The 14,839-nt window shown below is 71.8% G+C and carries 13 protein-coding genes; 8 read left to right on the forward strand and 5 right to left on the reverse strand.

The genetic code is table 11. The annotated features are described in order from the left end of the window. Positions 1-4: 4 nt before the first annotated feature. Both ABT048_RS09520 and ABT048_RS09525 read left to right on the forward strand, forming a co-directional pair. A complete protein-coding gene (locus ABT048_RS09520) occupies positions 5-1,714 on the forward strand; it encodes an alpha/beta hydrolase (RefSeq protein ID WP_350520752.1) in 1,710 nt (569 codons plus the stop codon). A gap of 110 nt (positions 1,715-1,824) precedes the next feature. Beyond that, complete coding sequence (locus tag ABT048_RS09525; protein ID WP_350520753.1) at positions 1,825-2,241, forward strand: hypothetical protein; 417 nt, start codon at positions 1,825-1,827, stop codon at positions 2,239-2,241. 68 nt (positions 2,242-2,309) lie between these two features. Here the strand turns inward: ABT048_RS09525 and ABT048_RS09530 are convergent, their stop codons facing one another. From ABT048_RS09530 to ABT048_RS09540, 3 genes are all read right to left on the reverse strand, one after another. Beyond that, positions 2,310-3,104, reverse strand: a complete 795-nt coding sequence (locus ABT048_RS09530; protein WP_350520837.1) for a metal-dependent hydrolase — start codon at positions 3,102-3,104, stop codon at positions 2,310-2,312. A 195-nt stretch (positions 3,105-3,299) separates the two neighbouring features. Continuing rightward, a complete protein-coding gene (locus ABT048_RS09535; protein ID WP_350520754.1) occupies positions 3,300-4,961 on the reverse strand; it encodes a beta-1,3-glucanase family protein in 1,662 nt (553 codons plus the stop codon). A gap of 240 nt (positions 4,962-5,201) precedes the next feature. Next, positions 5,202-5,945, reverse strand: coding sequence for a FadR/GntR family transcriptional regulator (locus tag ABT048_RS09540; protein WP_470330068.1), 744 nt, complete (start codon positions 5,943-5,945; stop codon positions 5,202-5,204). Between the two features lie 219 nt (positions 5,946-6,164). Here ABT048_RS09540 and ABT048_RS09545 point away from each other — a divergent pair, with 219 nt between their 5' ends. The 5 genes from ABT048_RS09545 to ABT048_RS09565 are packed head-to-tail and all read left to right on the forward strand — an operon-like array spanning position 6,165 to position 11,953. After that, positions 6,165-7,730: an amino acid permease gene (locus tag ABT048_RS09545; protein ID WP_350520756.1), complete on the forward strand. Its 1,566-nt coding sequence runs from the start codon at positions 6,165-6,167 to the stop codon at positions 7,728-7,730. Continuing rightward, positions 7,727-9,085 carry a glutamine synthetase family protein gene (locus ABT048_RS09550; RefSeq protein WP_350520757.1) on the forward strand — a complete coding sequence of 453 codons (1,359 nt, stop codon included), beginning with the start codon at positions 7,727-7,729 and terminating at the stop codon, positions 9,083-9,085. Before ABT048_RS09545 ends, ABT048_RS09550 begins: the two co-directional genes overlap by 4 nt. Next, entirely contained in the window at positions 9,082-9,810 is a 729-nt protein-coding gene (locus tag ABT048_RS09555; protein WP_350520758.1) for a gamma-glutamyl-gamma-aminobutyrate hydrolase family protein, read from the forward strand. Before ABT048_RS09550 ends, ABT048_RS09555 begins: the two co-directional genes overlap by 4 nt. Further along, positions 9,807-11,180: an aldehyde dehydrogenase family protein gene (locus tag ABT048_RS09560; protein ID WP_350520759.1), complete on the forward strand. Its 1,374-nt coding sequence runs from the start codon at positions 9,807-9,809 to the stop codon at positions 11,178-11,180. Before ABT048_RS09555 ends, ABT048_RS09560 begins: the two co-directional genes overlap by 4 nt. Then, a complete protein-coding gene (locus tag ABT048_RS09565; RefSeq protein ID WP_502893990.1) occupies positions 11,177-11,953 on the forward strand; it encodes a 3-oxoacyl-ACP reductase in 777 nt (258 codons plus the stop codon). Before ABT048_RS09560 ends, ABT048_RS09565 begins: the two co-directional genes overlap by 4 nt. Positions 11,954-12,114: 161 nt before the next feature. On the opposite strand, the gene ABT048_RS09570 is transcribed toward ABT048_RS09565, so the two are convergent. Further along, positions 12,115-12,543, reverse strand: a complete 429-nt coding sequence (locus ABT048_RS09570) for a hypothetical protein (RefSeq protein ID WP_350520761.1) — start codon at positions 12,541-12,543, stop codon at positions 12,115-12,117. A 207-nt stretch (positions 12,544-12,750) separates the two neighbouring features. Between ABT048_RS09570 and ABT048_RS09575 the strand changes: the two genes are divergently transcribed. After that, a complete protein-coding gene (locus ABT048_RS09575) occupies positions 12,751-13,449 on the forward strand; it encodes a hypothetical protein (RefSeq protein WP_350520762.1) in 699 nt (232 codons plus the stop codon). Positions 13,450-13,500: 51 nt separating this feature from the next. Here the strand turns inward: ABT048_RS09575 and ABT048_RS09580 are convergent, their stop codons facing one another. Next, a complete protein-coding gene (locus ABT048_RS09580; RefSeq protein ID WP_350520763.1) occupies positions 13,501-14,673 on the reverse strand; it encodes an alanine racemase in 1,173 nt (390 codons plus the stop codon). Positions 14,674-14,839: the final 166 nt, after the last annotated feature.

Here is a 14,839-nt window from a genome sequence, read left to right on the forward strand (position 1 = left end):
CCCGGTGGACATCAAGACGCTGTACGACGCCGACGTCATCAACATCACCATCGCGAAGAACGCGTTCGACGCGCTCTACTCGGCCTTCGGCCAGCACATCGAATCCTGGCAGCACGAGGTCGCCGACCGGCTGGCCAACTCGCACTGGACCGGCACCGCGTCCGACCACGCGCAGGCCCGGATCCGCTTCCTGGGCACCGAACTGCAGTCCGCACACACCGAGTTGGACCTCGTCGGCAAGGCGCTCGCCAAAGCCGCCGAGCAGTTCGCACTGGCGCAGTCGCACCTGGTCTACGCCCTCGACGACGCCAAGGCCGCCAAGCTCACCGTCGCCCCCGACGGCCGCATCACCTGGGACAACGAGCCGACGTCCGCGAACTACGCGGGCGCCGGTGCCGAGACGACGGCCATCGCCATCAGCAACCGCATCACCTCCGCGCTCAACGAAGCCGACCAGGCGGACCGGGAGATCAGCGCCCGACTCAACCACTTCGCCAGTAACGCGAGCAACGGCCTCGGCCTGGACGCCGCCATGGCGGCGAGGGACCTTGCCGCCCAGACCGGGCGCGAGCAGATACCCCCCGCAGGCACCGACCCGACCGGCGTCAAGAAGTGGTGGGACGGCCTCACCGACACCGAACAGCAGAAGTTCATCCACGACAACCCCGACCAGATCGGCAACCTCGACGGCGTTCCCGCAGCCGTCCGCGACCAGGCGAACCGGGTGAACCTGACCCGGACCCAGGCGGACCTCCAAAAGCAGCTCAGCGACCTCGACAAGTCCGAGCCCGTCTCAGTGACGGGGACCCCGTACGGGGCCACCGAAAGTCCGGACCACATCGTCTGGAAGGCCGAGCGCGACGCCTTGCAGGGCAAACTGACGGGCCTCAAGGCCCTCCAGGACCGCATTGACCTGCCCGTCAGCGCCCAGGACCCGCGGCCGTACCTGCTCGCGCTCGACGCCACGGCACCGGGGGGCCGCGCGATCCTCGCGCTGAACGACCCGGACACCGCGGACCACGTGGCCACCTTCGTCCCGGGCACCGAGTCCAAGCTCGCTGGTGTGAGCGGCACCATGGACAAGGCGAAGGAGATGTACCGCAGCGCCATCGACGCAAGCCCGGGCGCCAAGGTCTCCACGATCGCCTACGTGAACTACACCGCACCGCAGTCGGCGAGGCCCGGTTTCCCACAGGTCATCCCGGACGCGGCCTACGAGGGATATGCCAAGGACGCGGAGCAGAACCTCTACAACTTCCAGTCCGGCCTGCGTGCCACCCACCAGGGGTCGCCGTCCCACAACACGATCGTCGGGCACAGCTACGGCAGCACGGTCGTCGGCTACGCCATGCGGGACAAGGGACTGCCTGTCGACAGCGTGGTCTTCGCCGGAAGCCCCGGCGTCGGGGTCGACAAGGCAGCCGACCTCAACGTCGATCTGGCGAAGGGGACGAAGATGGACCCGTCCAGGGTGTACGCGGTGCTCGGAGGCGACGATTCGATCACGGACTGGACGCCCGACCCCCTTTCCCCCAGCAACTACAACCCACTCAGCGACGACTACCACCTGCGCTTCGGACGCGACCCCATGAACTCGGCCTTCGGCGCGCAGCACCTGCCGTCCCAGAACACCGATCACGACCACTACTGGAACTCGGACACCCCGTCGTGGAGGGCGTTCGGCCAGGTCATCGCCGGAAAGCCGGTCTCATGAGCCGATTCTCACAACTCGTGCCACGTGGACGATCCGCACGCACCGCCGTGCTCTGTCTCCTGCCGGCAGCCGCCCTCGTGCTCTCCGCCTGCGGGAGCGACACTCCGTCGATGAACCTGGGGCAGGCCGAGGAGAAGGTGAAGGCGTACTCCTCCAACGCGCTCGCCGTGCTCCCCGACAAGGACAGCGTGAAGGTCGCCGAGCCACTGGTGGACAAGGACGCGTGCGAGGCCGGGCCGCTCGGCTCTCCCCAGACGTACATGCCCTACATCAGGTACACGCTGGGCGGCATTCCCGGACCGAAGGTGCACGCCGTGTTCGAAGCGGTGCAGCAGCGGCTGAAGCAGGACGGCTTCTCCGTCACGCGCAACGACGACCAGCGGCTGGACCTGTCCAACGACTCGAACAAGTTCACCGCCTCGGTCGTGGTGGGCCAGCCCGGCACGACGCCCGACACCCTCCACCTGACCGTCATCGCCCCCTGCGTCAAGCGCGGCCCCAGCGGGAATGCTTCCGTGGGAAGCTGACCGTCAGCCCGCGTGGTGGGGGCTGACGGTCGGCGCAGGTCGTTGCAGGTCGGCGCGGGGAGGCGCTGTCAGCCGACGAGCCCCAGTCCCAGCAGTGCGCCCACCGCGCCCAGGGCCATGAAGACCGGCGTGAGCACCTTGATCTCGACCCAGCTCCCGGCCCGGAAGCGCATACCCTTGGGCGGGCCGATCGGGTACCAGCGCTTGCGGCCGATCGGGATGGGCCACAGGATCGGGCAGCCCGAGACCGTCAGTGCGTCACCGATGCAGTGCACCAGCGCCCCCAGGGCGATCGGCAGCCCGATCCACAGGTACGCCTGCCCCGGCTGGTCGAACAGCCACTGCGACCCGTTGCCGGGCTGGTCGAGGACGTCGGCCAGCATCCAGGCACTGGTCGCCCCGAGCAGCCACACCAGCACGTCGCTGGAGACCCTCGCGTGCCGCCACAGCAGACCCTCGATGGCCAGCACCATGTGCACGAACAGCACGGCCAGCACACCCCAGCGCCCGCCGTACACGGCGATGCCGGCGGCCGAGGCGCCGCACATCACCGCCCAGATCCAGGTGTGGGTCAGCGTCCGGTGGCCGCCGGAGCGGCGAGCGTCACCCTTGCCCCGGGTCGACTTGTAGACGGCGTAGGAGAGCTTGTCGATGACCTCGCACAGCCAGCGCGACACCGGGCCGAAGGCCCGCGATATCGTCGCCGCCTTGTGGTCCAGGTCCGGGGCGAGCGCCGCTCCCGCGCAGATCAGGGCGCCGGCGACCAGCACCGGCCACGGCATCGGTTCGCCCATGCCGGCCGCGACCGCGCCGACCCCCAGCCACGCCGCCGCACCCGACAGCGCGTGCGCCGGTCCCATCATGCCGATCCCGCCTTCCCGCTCCGACCAGGGCCGGAGCGGCACCTGACGGGAAATGAGCATATCGGCCCATGATCACTTCTTGATCTCGCCCGTTCGAGGCGACGGCGCTCGCGCTCGCCGCCCCGAACGGCCCGAACGGCCCGGACGGCCCGAACGGCCCGGACGGACGGACCCGTCCGGGCCCCGGCGAGGTGCCTAGCCGAACGTGAACCAGTTGAGGTTGACGAAGTCGGCGCTCTGCCCGCTCGCGAAGGTGAGGTACACCGTGTGGGTGCCCGTGGTCCGGGCGATGTCGGCGGGTACCGTCCGCCAGGCCTGCCAGCCGCCGGTGCCGGCGACGGCGAAGCTGCCGACCGGTGCGGCGGTCGGGCTGTCCAGCCGGACCTGGACGAGTCCGCTGACGCCGGGTGCGGCGCCGGAGGCGACCCGGGCCTGGAAGCGGGTCGCGCCGGAGCTGCCGAAGTCCACGCCGGCGTAGGCGAGCCAGTCGCCGTTCGCGATCCAGCCGACGTCGCGGCCGCCACCGGTGTCGCCGCAGGTTTCCAGCGCGGTGCCGGACTGCGCGCTGTACGACTCGGCCCGGATGGTGCCGAAGGCGCTCGTCCCGCCGCCGGGTTGCGGTGACGGCCCGGGGTCGACCGGGCCCTGGGTGCCTCCCACGGTGACGGTCAGCAGGGTCGGGTCCGCCGACTGCACCTTGCCCTCGAAGTCCACGCCGGCCGGGTGGACGTCGTCGTACGGGAACGCGTAGCCGAGGTGGTCGGGGTTGGTGGCGTGCAGGACGCGCGCGTAGTGGTTGGTGCGCGCAGCGGTGTAGAAGGCGGCCGGGTTCTCGCCGTCCGGCTGGTGGGGGTCGTCGAGCAGGGTGGTGCGGTTGAGTGCGGCGGCGAGTCGTGCGCTCAGGTTGCCCATCAGGTCGTTGCCGGTGGTGAACGGTGCCGAACTGCAGTTGAAGACGGCGGCGGTGGAGGGCTTGGCGAAGCCGCCGACGCCGGGGAAGGTGAGGACGCCGTTGCGGACCCGGCCGGTGACGGTGCCCCAGCCGGCCTGGGTGTCGACGACCAGGTCGGTGCTCTGGTACTTCTGCCACACGGCGGTGAGGTAGCCGTCGAGGTAGCCGTTGAACAGTGACGGGTCGGCGCTGATCGCCGTGTTGGGGCTGAGGATGCGCAGGGTTCGGCCGGCGGGGTCCGGGACGATCAGCCGGGCCCAGTCGCCGCCGTCGGCAGCGGCCTGGGTGCGCAGCGCGTTGGCGGCGGACTCCAGACCGCCGGCGGGCAGGCCGCTGACGTGCTGCCGCGCACTGCCGGCGGTGAGGTCGAACGCGATCGGGACGGCGGCGAAGTCGACGTAGCTGATGTTGGCGTACAGCTGGTCCGGGCCGTAGGTGAACTCGCAGAACCCGTAGGCGGTGGCGATGTTGGGGTCGGTGGGGTTGCTCACCGAGGGCAGCGCGATGCCCGGGCCCGGGTTGATCCGGAAGACCAGTTCGCGGCCGACGGAGAAGTAGATCCGGCCGCTGGAGAGGTACGGCAGCCGGATCCGCCGCGGGGTGCCGCCGGGCGCGTTCAGGGCGATGGCGCAGTCGGCGCCGAGGGGTGCGCCCGGGGCGCTCGGGGAGGGCGGGTGGTAGAGCGTGCTGCCGTCGGAGCGCAGGAAGGCCCAGCTGTTGCCCTGGGCCGGGTCGAGGCCGAGGACGTAGGCGTGGACCTGCTGGGAGGACACGGTGTTGACGAGGTCGACGTCGAGGCGTTGCGGGGTGGTGCTGCCGTCGGCCGTCCGGGACAGGGCGGCGACCAGCGCGGGCGCGGTCAGGGCCGCGACGGAGGCGCCGAGCATGGTCCTGCGAGTGATCACGGGGACTCCGGGAGCGGTGGAGGAGGCGGGGGGGGAGGGCGGGAGCCGCGCGCTGCGCCCGCCTGCCCATCACCCTCCCGCTCGGGCCCGGACACGTCAATGTCCGTAACCATAAGTGGCTCTTAAGTCGGAGTCCGTTGATTTCTTGAACGCTCCGACGCTCTGGACGCTCCGCCGACTTCTCGAACGCTGCGGCGCGCCGGACCGCGCACGCCGGACTGCGCTCGGCGGTCCCACGCCTCAGGCCAGGAAGCCCCGCAGCAGGGCGGCCGTCGCGGCGAGGTGTTCCTCGGTGGCGCGGCGGGCGGCGTCGCCGTCCCCGTCGAGGATCGCCCGGACCATGGCCCGGTGCTGCTCGGCGGCGTGTTCGATGTTGCGGTCCAGCATGGGGATGGCGTTCAGCAGGTCGTTGAGGCGCATCCTGGCCTCGGCGATGGCCGCGGCGAGGGACGGGGAGCCGGTGAGTTCGCCGATGGCGAGGTGGAAGCGGGAGTCGAGCTGGCGGTACTGCTCGGGCGGGGCTTCCTCCAGGTCGGCCAGTCGGCTCTCCAGGTGGGCCCGCTGGTCGGGGGTGAGGGGGTGACGGGCGGCGGCCTCGGCGGCTCCTGCTTCCAGGACTTGACGGTAGGTGAGTGCGTCCTCCAGGGAGCCGCCGAGGTCGCGGGCCGCGCGGCGCAGGTCGGCGACGTCCGGTGCGGGCATCCGGTAGGTGACGAAGGTGCCGCCGTAGCGGCCGCGGCGGGGTTCGACGCAGCCGGCCTGCTGCAGGGTGCGCAGCGCCTCCCGCAGGGTCTCCCGGCTGACGCCGAGCCGGACGGCGAGGTCGCGTTCGGCGGGCAACCGGTCGCCGAGGCCGAAGACGCCGAGCTTGATCGCCTGGAGCAGCCGCTCGACGGTCTCCTCGAAGGCGTTGCCGGTCCGGACCGGGCGGAAGATCGCTCCGGCCTGCCAGTCGAGCCGCGCTCGCTCGCGTGATTCGTCCACGTCCACGCCGGAATCGTACCTACGGACCGGTTTCCGGCACCTGTTCCCCCGTTTCTCTTGACGCGGCCCCGATGCAGCCGGAACGATGCTGCTCACCCACCCAATGGACTGATTCCAGACCATTGACGAGCCGTCCGACCGTCGAACCCGTCGGGGCGACCGTGCCACGCCGTCGTGGCCCTGTGCTCCCCGGCACACCCTCAACCCCCAGGGGTGCCCATGACCGACGCACGCTCACCCGACCAGCCTGCCCCCGAGAAGTTTCCGCAGAACACCGCTCCCGTTTCCGCCGACGAACAACGGCTCCGCGAGCTGGGCTACACCCAGGAACTGGCCCGCTCGATGTCGGGCTTCTCCAACTTCGCCGTCTCCTTCTCCATCGTCTCGATCCTCTCCGGCTGCCTGACGCTGTACGGGACGGGCATGAAGACCGGAGGCCCGGCCCTGATCATCTGGGGCTGGCCGGTGGTCGGCCTGCTCACGCTCTGCGTCGGGCTCGCCATGGCCGAGATCTGCTCCAGCTACCCGACGGCCGGCGGGCTCTACTACTGGGCGGCCAAGCTGACCCGCACCCGCGGCCCAGCATGGAGCTGGTTCACCGGCTGGTTCAACTTCCTCGGCCAGGTCGCGGTGACCGCGGGCGTCGACTTCGGCGCCGCGTTCTTCACCAACGCCTTCCTCACGCTGCGCTTCGGGATCGAGGCCAGCCCCGAGCACACCATGGAGATCTTCGCCGTCATCCTGCTGGTGCACGGCCTGCTCAACACCCGCGGGGTACGCCTGGTCGCCGTCCTCAACAGCGTGTCCGTGTGGTGGCACCTGGTGGGCGTCGCGATCATCGTCGGAGCGCTCGCCGTGCTCCCCGACCAGCACGCCTCGGCCTCCTTCGTGCTCACCGAGTTCGTCAACGGGACCGGCTTCCACAACCAGTTCTACGTGGCGATGATCGGCCTGCTGATGGCGCAGTACACCCTCACCGGCTACGACGCCTCCGCGCACATGACCGAGGAGACCCACGACGCCGCCCGCTCCGGCCCCCGCGGCATCGTCAACGCCATCACCGTCTCCCTGGCGGCGGGCTGGATCCTGCTGCTCGGCATCACCTTCGCGATCCGCGACTACGACGGCGCGCTCAACAGCGACACCCAGGTCCCGCCCGCGCAGATCTTCATCGACGCGATCGGCGACGGCGGCGCCCAGGTCCTGCTGCTGATCGTCATCGGCGCCCAGTTCTTCTGCGGAATGGCCTCCGTCACCGCCAACTCCCGCATGATCTACGCCTTCTCCCGGGACGGCGCACTGCCCGGCTCCCGCCTGTGGCACCGCATCGACCCGCGCACCCAGACCCCGACCAACGCGGTCTGGCTCGCGACCGGCGGCGCCCTGCTGCTCGGACTGCCCGCGCTCTGGAACACCACCGCGTACACCGCCGTGACCTCCATCTCCGTCATCGGCCTGTACATCTCCTACGTCATCCCGGTGTACCTGCGGCTGCGCCAGGGCGAGGACTTCCAGCGCGGGCCCTGGCACCTGGGACGGTGGAGCCGGCCGATCGGCATCGTCGCGGTCGTCTGGACCGCGGTGATCACCGTCCTGTTCATGCTCCCCACCGCCAGCCCGATCACCGCCGAGAGCTTCAACTACACACCCGTCGCGGTGGCCGTCGTGGTCGGCTTCGCCGGCATCTGGTGGCTGGTCTCCGCCCGGCACTGGTTCACCGGGCCGCACGTCCACGGCACCCCGTCCGACCCCGACGCACTGGACACCGAACTGGAGGTCCGATGACCCGCCCCCGGCTCACCCTCGACGAGCTGCGCACCCGCGTCGCCGACGGGTCCGTCGACACCGTCGTGCTCGCCATGACCGACATGCAGGGGCGCCTCCAGGGCAAACGCGTCGCCGCCGAGTACTTCCTCGCCGACGTCGTGCCCGGCGCCGCGGAGGGCTGCGGCTACCTGCTGGCCGTCGACGTCGACATGAACACCGTCGACGGGTACGAGGTCTCCTCCTGGGAGAACGGCTACGGCGACCTGACGCTGCGCCCCGACCTCGCCACCCTGCGGACCATCCCCTGGCACCCCGCCACCGTCATGGTCCAGTGCGACGTCGTCCACCACGACGGCACCCCGGTCGCCGTCTCCCCCCGCCAGATCCTGCAGCGCCAGCTCGACCGGCTGGCCGGCTACGGCTGGCAGGCCCACGCCGCCACCGAGCTGGAGTTCATCGTCTTCCGGGACAGCTACGAACAGGCCTGGGACAAGGACTACACCCGGCTCACGCCGGCCAACCAGTACAACGTGGACTACTCCATCCTCGGCACCGGCCGGATCGAGCCCCTGCTGCGCCGGCTGCGCAACGGCATGGCCGGCGCCGGCCTCACCGTCGAGTCCGCCAAGGGCGAGTGCAACCTCGGCCAGCACGAGATCGCCTTCAAGTACGCCGACGCCCTCACCACCTGCGACGACCACTCCGTCTACAAGACCGGCGCCAAGGAGATCGCCGCCCAGGAGGGCTGCAGCCTCACGTTCATGGCGAAGTACGACGAACGCGAGGGCAACTCCTGCCACATCCACCTGAGCCTGCGCGACGAGCAGGGCGCCCCGGTGTTCGCCGGTGACCGTCCGCACGGCTTCTCCCGCACCATGGAGCACTTTCTCGCCGGACAGCTCGCCTGCCTGGCCGACTTCGCCCTGCTGCTCGCCCCCACCGTCAACTCCTACAAGCGCTACGTGCCCGGCAGCTTCGCGCCGACCGCCATCGCCTGGGGCCGGGACAACCGCACCTGCGCCCTGCGCGTCGTCGGCCACGGCCAGTCGCTGCGCTTCGAGAACCGCGTCCCCGGCGGCGACGTCAACCCGTACCTCGCGGTCGCCGCCCTGATCGCCGCCGGACTGCACGGGGTCGAGCAGCAACTCGAACTCGAACCGGAGTTCACCGGCAACGCGTACGCCTCCGCCGCGCCCCGAGTGCCCGCCACCCTGCGCGACGCGGTCGACGCGTTCGAACGCAGTGCCGTCGCCACCGAGGCCTTCGGCAAGGACGTCGTCCGGCACTACACCCACGCCGGACGCACCGAACTGGCCTCCTACGAGCGGGCGGTGACCGACTGGGAGCGGCGCCGCGGATTCGAGCGGCTGTGACCCGCGACAACCGCCGACGACCGCTGATCGGCATCACCAGCTACCAGGACGACGCCGCGTGGTCCGTCTGGAACCAGCGTGCCTCCCTCGTGCCCCAGACGTACGTCGACGCCGTCGTCCGCGCGGGCGGCACCCCGGTGCTGCTGCCGCCCCAACCCGGCGGCACCGACCACCTCCTCGACGCCCTGGACGGACTCGTGCTGGCCGGCGGCCCGGACGTCGACCCGGCCCGGTACGCGACGGACGCGGACCCGCGCACCGGCCCGCCGCACCACGCCCGCGACGACTGGGAGAGCACCCTCCTGCACACCGCCCTGAGCCGGGACCTTCCGGTGCTCGGCGTCTGCCGCGGCATGCAGCTGCTCAACGTCGAACTCGGCGGCACCCTGCTCCAGCACCTGCCCGACGGGAGCCACCAGACCGTCCCCGCCCGCTACGTCCGCCACCGGGTCGCCCTGGTGGCGGGCAGCCGACTCGCCGAGGTCCTGGGGCCCGACACCGAGGTCTCCTGCTACCACCACCAGGCCGTCGACCGGCTCGGCGCCGGTCTGCAGGTCACCGCCCGCAGCGCCGACGGCACCGTCGAAGGCCTCGAACTGGCCGGCCACCGCTTCGCGCTGGGCGTCCAGTGGCACCCCGAGACGAACCCCGACGACCTGCGCCTCTTCCAGGCCCTGGTCGCCGCCGGCCAGACCACCGCCACGCACAGGGAGACAGCTCCATGACCGAACCGGACCTCTACGAGGTCGTCAACCCCGCCACCGAGGAGGTGATCACCACCGTCGAACTGGCCGGCCTCGCCGAGACCGACGCCGCCGTCGCCCGCGCCCGCGCCGCCTTCGACACCTGGCGCCGGGTCGCCCCCGCCGACCGGGCCCGGCTGCTGCGCGCCTTCGCCGCCGCCGTCGACGCCGACCGCGAGCACCTCGCCGCCCTGGAGGTCGCCAACGCCGGCCACACCATCGGCAACGCCCGCTGGGAGGCGGGCAACGCGCGGGACGTCATCGAGTACTACGCCGCCGCGCCCGAGCGGCTGTTCGGCCGGCAGATCCCCGTCGCCGGCGGCATCGACGTCACCTTCCAGGAACCGATCGGCGTGGTCGGCGTCATCGTGCCGTGGAACTTCCCCATGCCGATCGCCGCCTGGGCCCTCGCCCCGGCGCTGGCGGCCGGCAACACCGTCATCGTCAAACCCGCCGAACTCACCCCGCTCACCGCCCTGCGCCTCGCCGAACTCGCCCTGCAGGCCGGGATCCCGGAGGGCGTGCTGCAGGTCCTGCCCGGCCGCGGCCCCGTCGTCGGACAGCGCTTCGTCACCCACCCCGACGTGCGCAAGGTCGTGTTCACCGGCTCGACCCGGGTCGGGAAGGAGATCATGGCGGGCTGCGCCGCCCAGGTGAAGCCCGTCACCCTCGAACTCGGCGGCAAGAGCGCCAACATCGTCTTCGCCGACGCCGACCTCGCCAAGGCCGCCGCGACCGCGCCCTACGCCGTCTTCGACAACGCCGGCCAGGACTGCTGCGCCCGCTCCCGGATCCTGGTCGAGGCCTCCGTCCTCGACGACTTCCTGGCGCTCCTGGAGCCGGCCGTCCGCGGCGTGCGGGTCGGCGACCCGGGCGACGAGAAGACCGAGATGGGGCCGCTGATCTCCGCCGCCCACCGGGAGCGCGTCGCCTCCTACGTCCCGGACGGATCGGCCGTCGCCTTCCGCGGCAGCGCCCCCGACGGGCCCGGCTTCTGGTACCCGCCGACCGTCCTCGCACCGGTGCGGCACGACGACCGCGCCTTCACCGAGGAGATCTTCGGCCCGGTCGTCGCGGTCGTCCCGTTCCGCGACGAAGAGGACGCCCTGCGCATCGCGAACGCCACCGAGTACGGGCTGTCCGGCTCCATCTGGACCAGGGACGTCGGGCGGGCCCTGCGGGTCTCGCGCGGCGTGGAGGCCGGCAACCTCTCCGTCAACTCGCACTCCTCGGTGCGCTACACCACGCCCTTCGGCGGCTTCAAGCAGTCCGGCCTCGGCCGCGAGCTCGGCCCGGACGCGCTGGACGCCTTCACCCAGACCAAGAACGTCTTCATCTCCACGGAGGAATGATCACCATGACCCAGCGACTCGACGGCCGGGTGGCCGTCATCACCGGCGCGGGCAGCGGCATCGGCCTGGCGACCGCCCGCCGCTTCGCCGCCGAGGGCGCCAAGGTGGTCTGCGTCGACCTCGACGCCGAGACCGGCGCCAAGGCCGCGAACGAGGTCGGCGGCCTGTTCATCCAGGCCGACGTCACCGACGAGGACGCGGTGCGCGACCTCTTCCAGCGGGCCGTCGACGAGTACGGCCGGCTCGACATCACCTTCAACAACGCGGGTATCTCCCCGCCGGACGACGACTCCATCCTCACCACCGGCCTGGACGCCTGGAAGCGGGTCCAGGAGGTCAACCTGACCAGCGTCTACCTGTGCTGCAAGTACGCGATCCCGCACATGCAGCGCCAGGGCAAGGGCTCGATCATCAACACCGCCTCCTTCGTCGCCGTGATGGGCGCGGCCACCTCGCAGATCTCCTACAGCGCCTCCAAGGGCGGCGTGCTGGCCATGTCCCGCGAGCTGGGCGTGCAGTTCGCCCGCGAGGGCATCCGGGTCAACGCCCTGTGCCCCGGCCCGGTGAACACCCCGCTGCTGCAGGAGCTGTTCGCCAAGGACCCGGAGCGGGCCGCCCGCCGCCTGGTCCACATCCCGCTCGGCCGCTTCGCCGAGCCCGAGGAGATCGCCGCCGCGGTCGCCTTCCTCGCCTCCGACGACTCGTCCTTCATGACCGCCAACACCTTCCTCGTCGACGGCGGCATCTCCGGCGCCTACGTGACGCCGCAGTAACGGCCGGCCCCGCGAGCGGCCGATCACGGTCGGGGCGACGCGGCGCGCACGGCACAGCACAGCGGGAAGGGGGCGTCCGCCGGAACGGACGCCCCCTTCCCGCGTTCCCGGGGCTCCGCGGCCTCACGGCCCCGGGCCCGGCGGGTCAGTGGGTCAGTGGGTCAGCGCACGGTGACGGTGAAGACCGGGGAGGCGGTGTCTCCGCTGACGATGCGCAGCTCGTTCAGGCCCTTGAGGCCGAGCTTCACACCGAGCGAGTAGGAGCCGTTGCGGGCGGTGGTGACGGAGGCCGGCAGCGTGACCCAGGCGCCGTGCTGCTTCTGCTGCAGGGTCACCTTGCTGCCCGCCTGGAGGCCGGTGGTCGTGCCGGTGACGCGGAACAGCTGCCACGCCTGGACGGAGGAGACCGACGGCTTGGCGGTGATGGCGGCGTGCGCGGCGACCGGCTGGGCGACGGCGACCGGCTGGGCGACGGGGGCGGGCTGGGCGACGGGGGCCGCGGCCATGGCGGTGCCCGCCAGACCGAGGGAGAGCGCGCCGAGGGTGGCCACGGCGGCCAGGCGCAGGGAGGTCCGCTTGGAGACGATCACGGGTGCACCCCTTTCGAGGGGAGGTGGTTGTCCGGCCCGAAGGGCGTACGTACCGCCGTTCGGGGTCTGCCGTCTGTAAGGACACCCACTGCCCCGGATCGGTTGTGGACGGAACGTCACCATCGGGTAACAGTCGGCGATCATGTGCCGCACGGCGCGCGGCGGCGGCAACACCGCGCAGCCGGGTCGGCGAGGTGACAATGAGGCATGCCACCAAGCCCCGGCCCAGCCGGTCCGCCGCCGGTCACACCCGCTCCGGCCACCGAGCGGGGCGAGCACTGGTGGCCGGTGGGGGTGGCGGTCGCGACCGCCGCGGTGCTCCACGTGGCACTGCCGGCGTCGTACCGGCTGGACCCGGTCTGGCTGGTTCCGGTGGTGATGTTCACGCTGCTGGCGGTGCTGATCATCGGCGACCCCGGGCGGATCGACCGTCAGAAGACCTGGCTGCGGGTGGTCACCGAGGCCCTGATCGCCTTCGTCACCGCATCGAACCTGCACGCGGGCATCCACCTGGTGACGGACATCCTGACCAACAACAAGCTGTTCGCCAACAACGCCACCGGCCTGCTGGCCACCGGGGGCGTGACCTGGGTGACGAACGTGATCGCCTTCGCGCTCTGGTACTGGGACCTGGACCGCGGCGGCGCCGCCGCCCGCGCCAACCGGCCCGACGTGCCGCCCACGTTCGTGTTCCCCGAGATGCAGCACAGCGCCCACGCGCCGCCCGACTGGGTGCCGAACTTCACCGACTACCTGTCACTGTCCTTCTGGACCGCGACCGCCTTCAGCCCCACCGACATCTCCGCGATCAAGAGGTGGGCCAAGCTGCTGATGATGGTGGAGGCCGCGACCTCCCTCATCCTGGCCGGCCTGGTGATCGCCCGCGCGATCAACATCCTGCAGTGAAGCCGGATCCCGCGGTGAGGCGGGATCCGGCCCCCGGGAAGGGTGCCCCGGTCAGGCGTTCCTGCCGCGGGCGGCCACCCGCCAGCGGTCCACGAGCTCGCCGGCCCGGACCACCGCGACGTCGTCGACGAGGTTCACCGCGACGCAGACGTGGTTGGGGACCACCCGCAGCCGCTCCCCCAGCGCGGGCAGGTCACTGTCCTCGGGCCACACCACGGTGGCGTGGTGCTCGGAGAGCGCCGTGATGCGGGCCTCGGGGTGGTCGATGAGCCGGCCGAAGCCCGTCGCCCAGGCGGACCGGTCACCGCCGAGGACCTTGCTGCCCGCGTCCAGGACGACCCGCCGCGGCGTGGTGTCGTCCCCCTCGTGCCTGCTGACGACGGTCGCCGCGACCGTCAGCGCGATGTCCGCGAGGGTGCACCGTCCGAGTTCGAACTGCTGGGCGTCGCCGAACACGTAGACGCCCGGCCGCACCTCGGTGAGCGCCGGGTCCCCGCCCTGCTCCGCGCTCCCGACCGGCTCCGCGCTCGCGCCCTGCCCCGCGCCCGCGTTCGCCCCCGCTGCTCCGGTCAGCTCCGCGGTCGGGGTCGATCCGCCGCTCACCCGCGTGATCTCGAAGCCGGCCGCCGCGAGCAGTCCGGCCGCCCGCCCGAGGGCCTGCTGCTCCTCCTCGACCGCCTTCGCGGGCATGCCCGGCGCATAGCTGTGCCCCGGGAAGGTGAACACCCCGCCGACGCGGAGCCCCGCCGCGGCCGCGGCCCGGGCCACCACCACGGCCTGCTCCGGCAGGACGCCGCTGCGGTGGTGGCCGCTGTCGATCTCCACCACGGCCTCGATGTCGCCGGCCGCGGACCCGAGGTGACGGCCCGCCGCCTCGGCCGCCTCGACGGAGTCCACCCCGATCGCGATCCGCGCCGTGCCGGCGAGCCGCCGCAGCCGCTCCGCCTGCCGGGGCCCGATCCACAGCGGATAGGCGATGAAGAGGTCGGTGGCGCCGTGCTCGGCGAAGACCTCGGCCTCCCCGATGGTCGCCACCGTCAGCCCGACGGCCCCCGCCGCGAGCTGCCGCGCGGCGATCTCCGGCATCTTGTGGGTCTTGGCGTGGGGACGCAGCCGCAGGCCCCTGGCCCGCAGTGCCGCCGCCATGCGCTCGATGTTCCGTTCGAGCACCTCCAGGTCGACCACGATGTCCGGAGTGTCGATCTCCGCCGGGATTCCGCTCATCTGCGTTCCTTTCGATTCGAAACCGCACGGACATGATCGCCGACATGTCGAGCACGGTCACCCCCGCCCGCTCGGCCGGCTGAGCGGTCGACGCGCCACGGCCGATCCCCACTGGCGAGCAGTGGCGCGGATCACAGCGGGAACCGCGCGGCCGACGAAATGCCGA

Origin of the sequence: Kitasatospora sp. NPDC096140 (genome assembly GCF_040303045.1) — a bacterium.
GTDB lineage: Bacteria > Actinomycetota > Actinomycetes > Streptomycetales > Streptomycetaceae > Kitasatospora.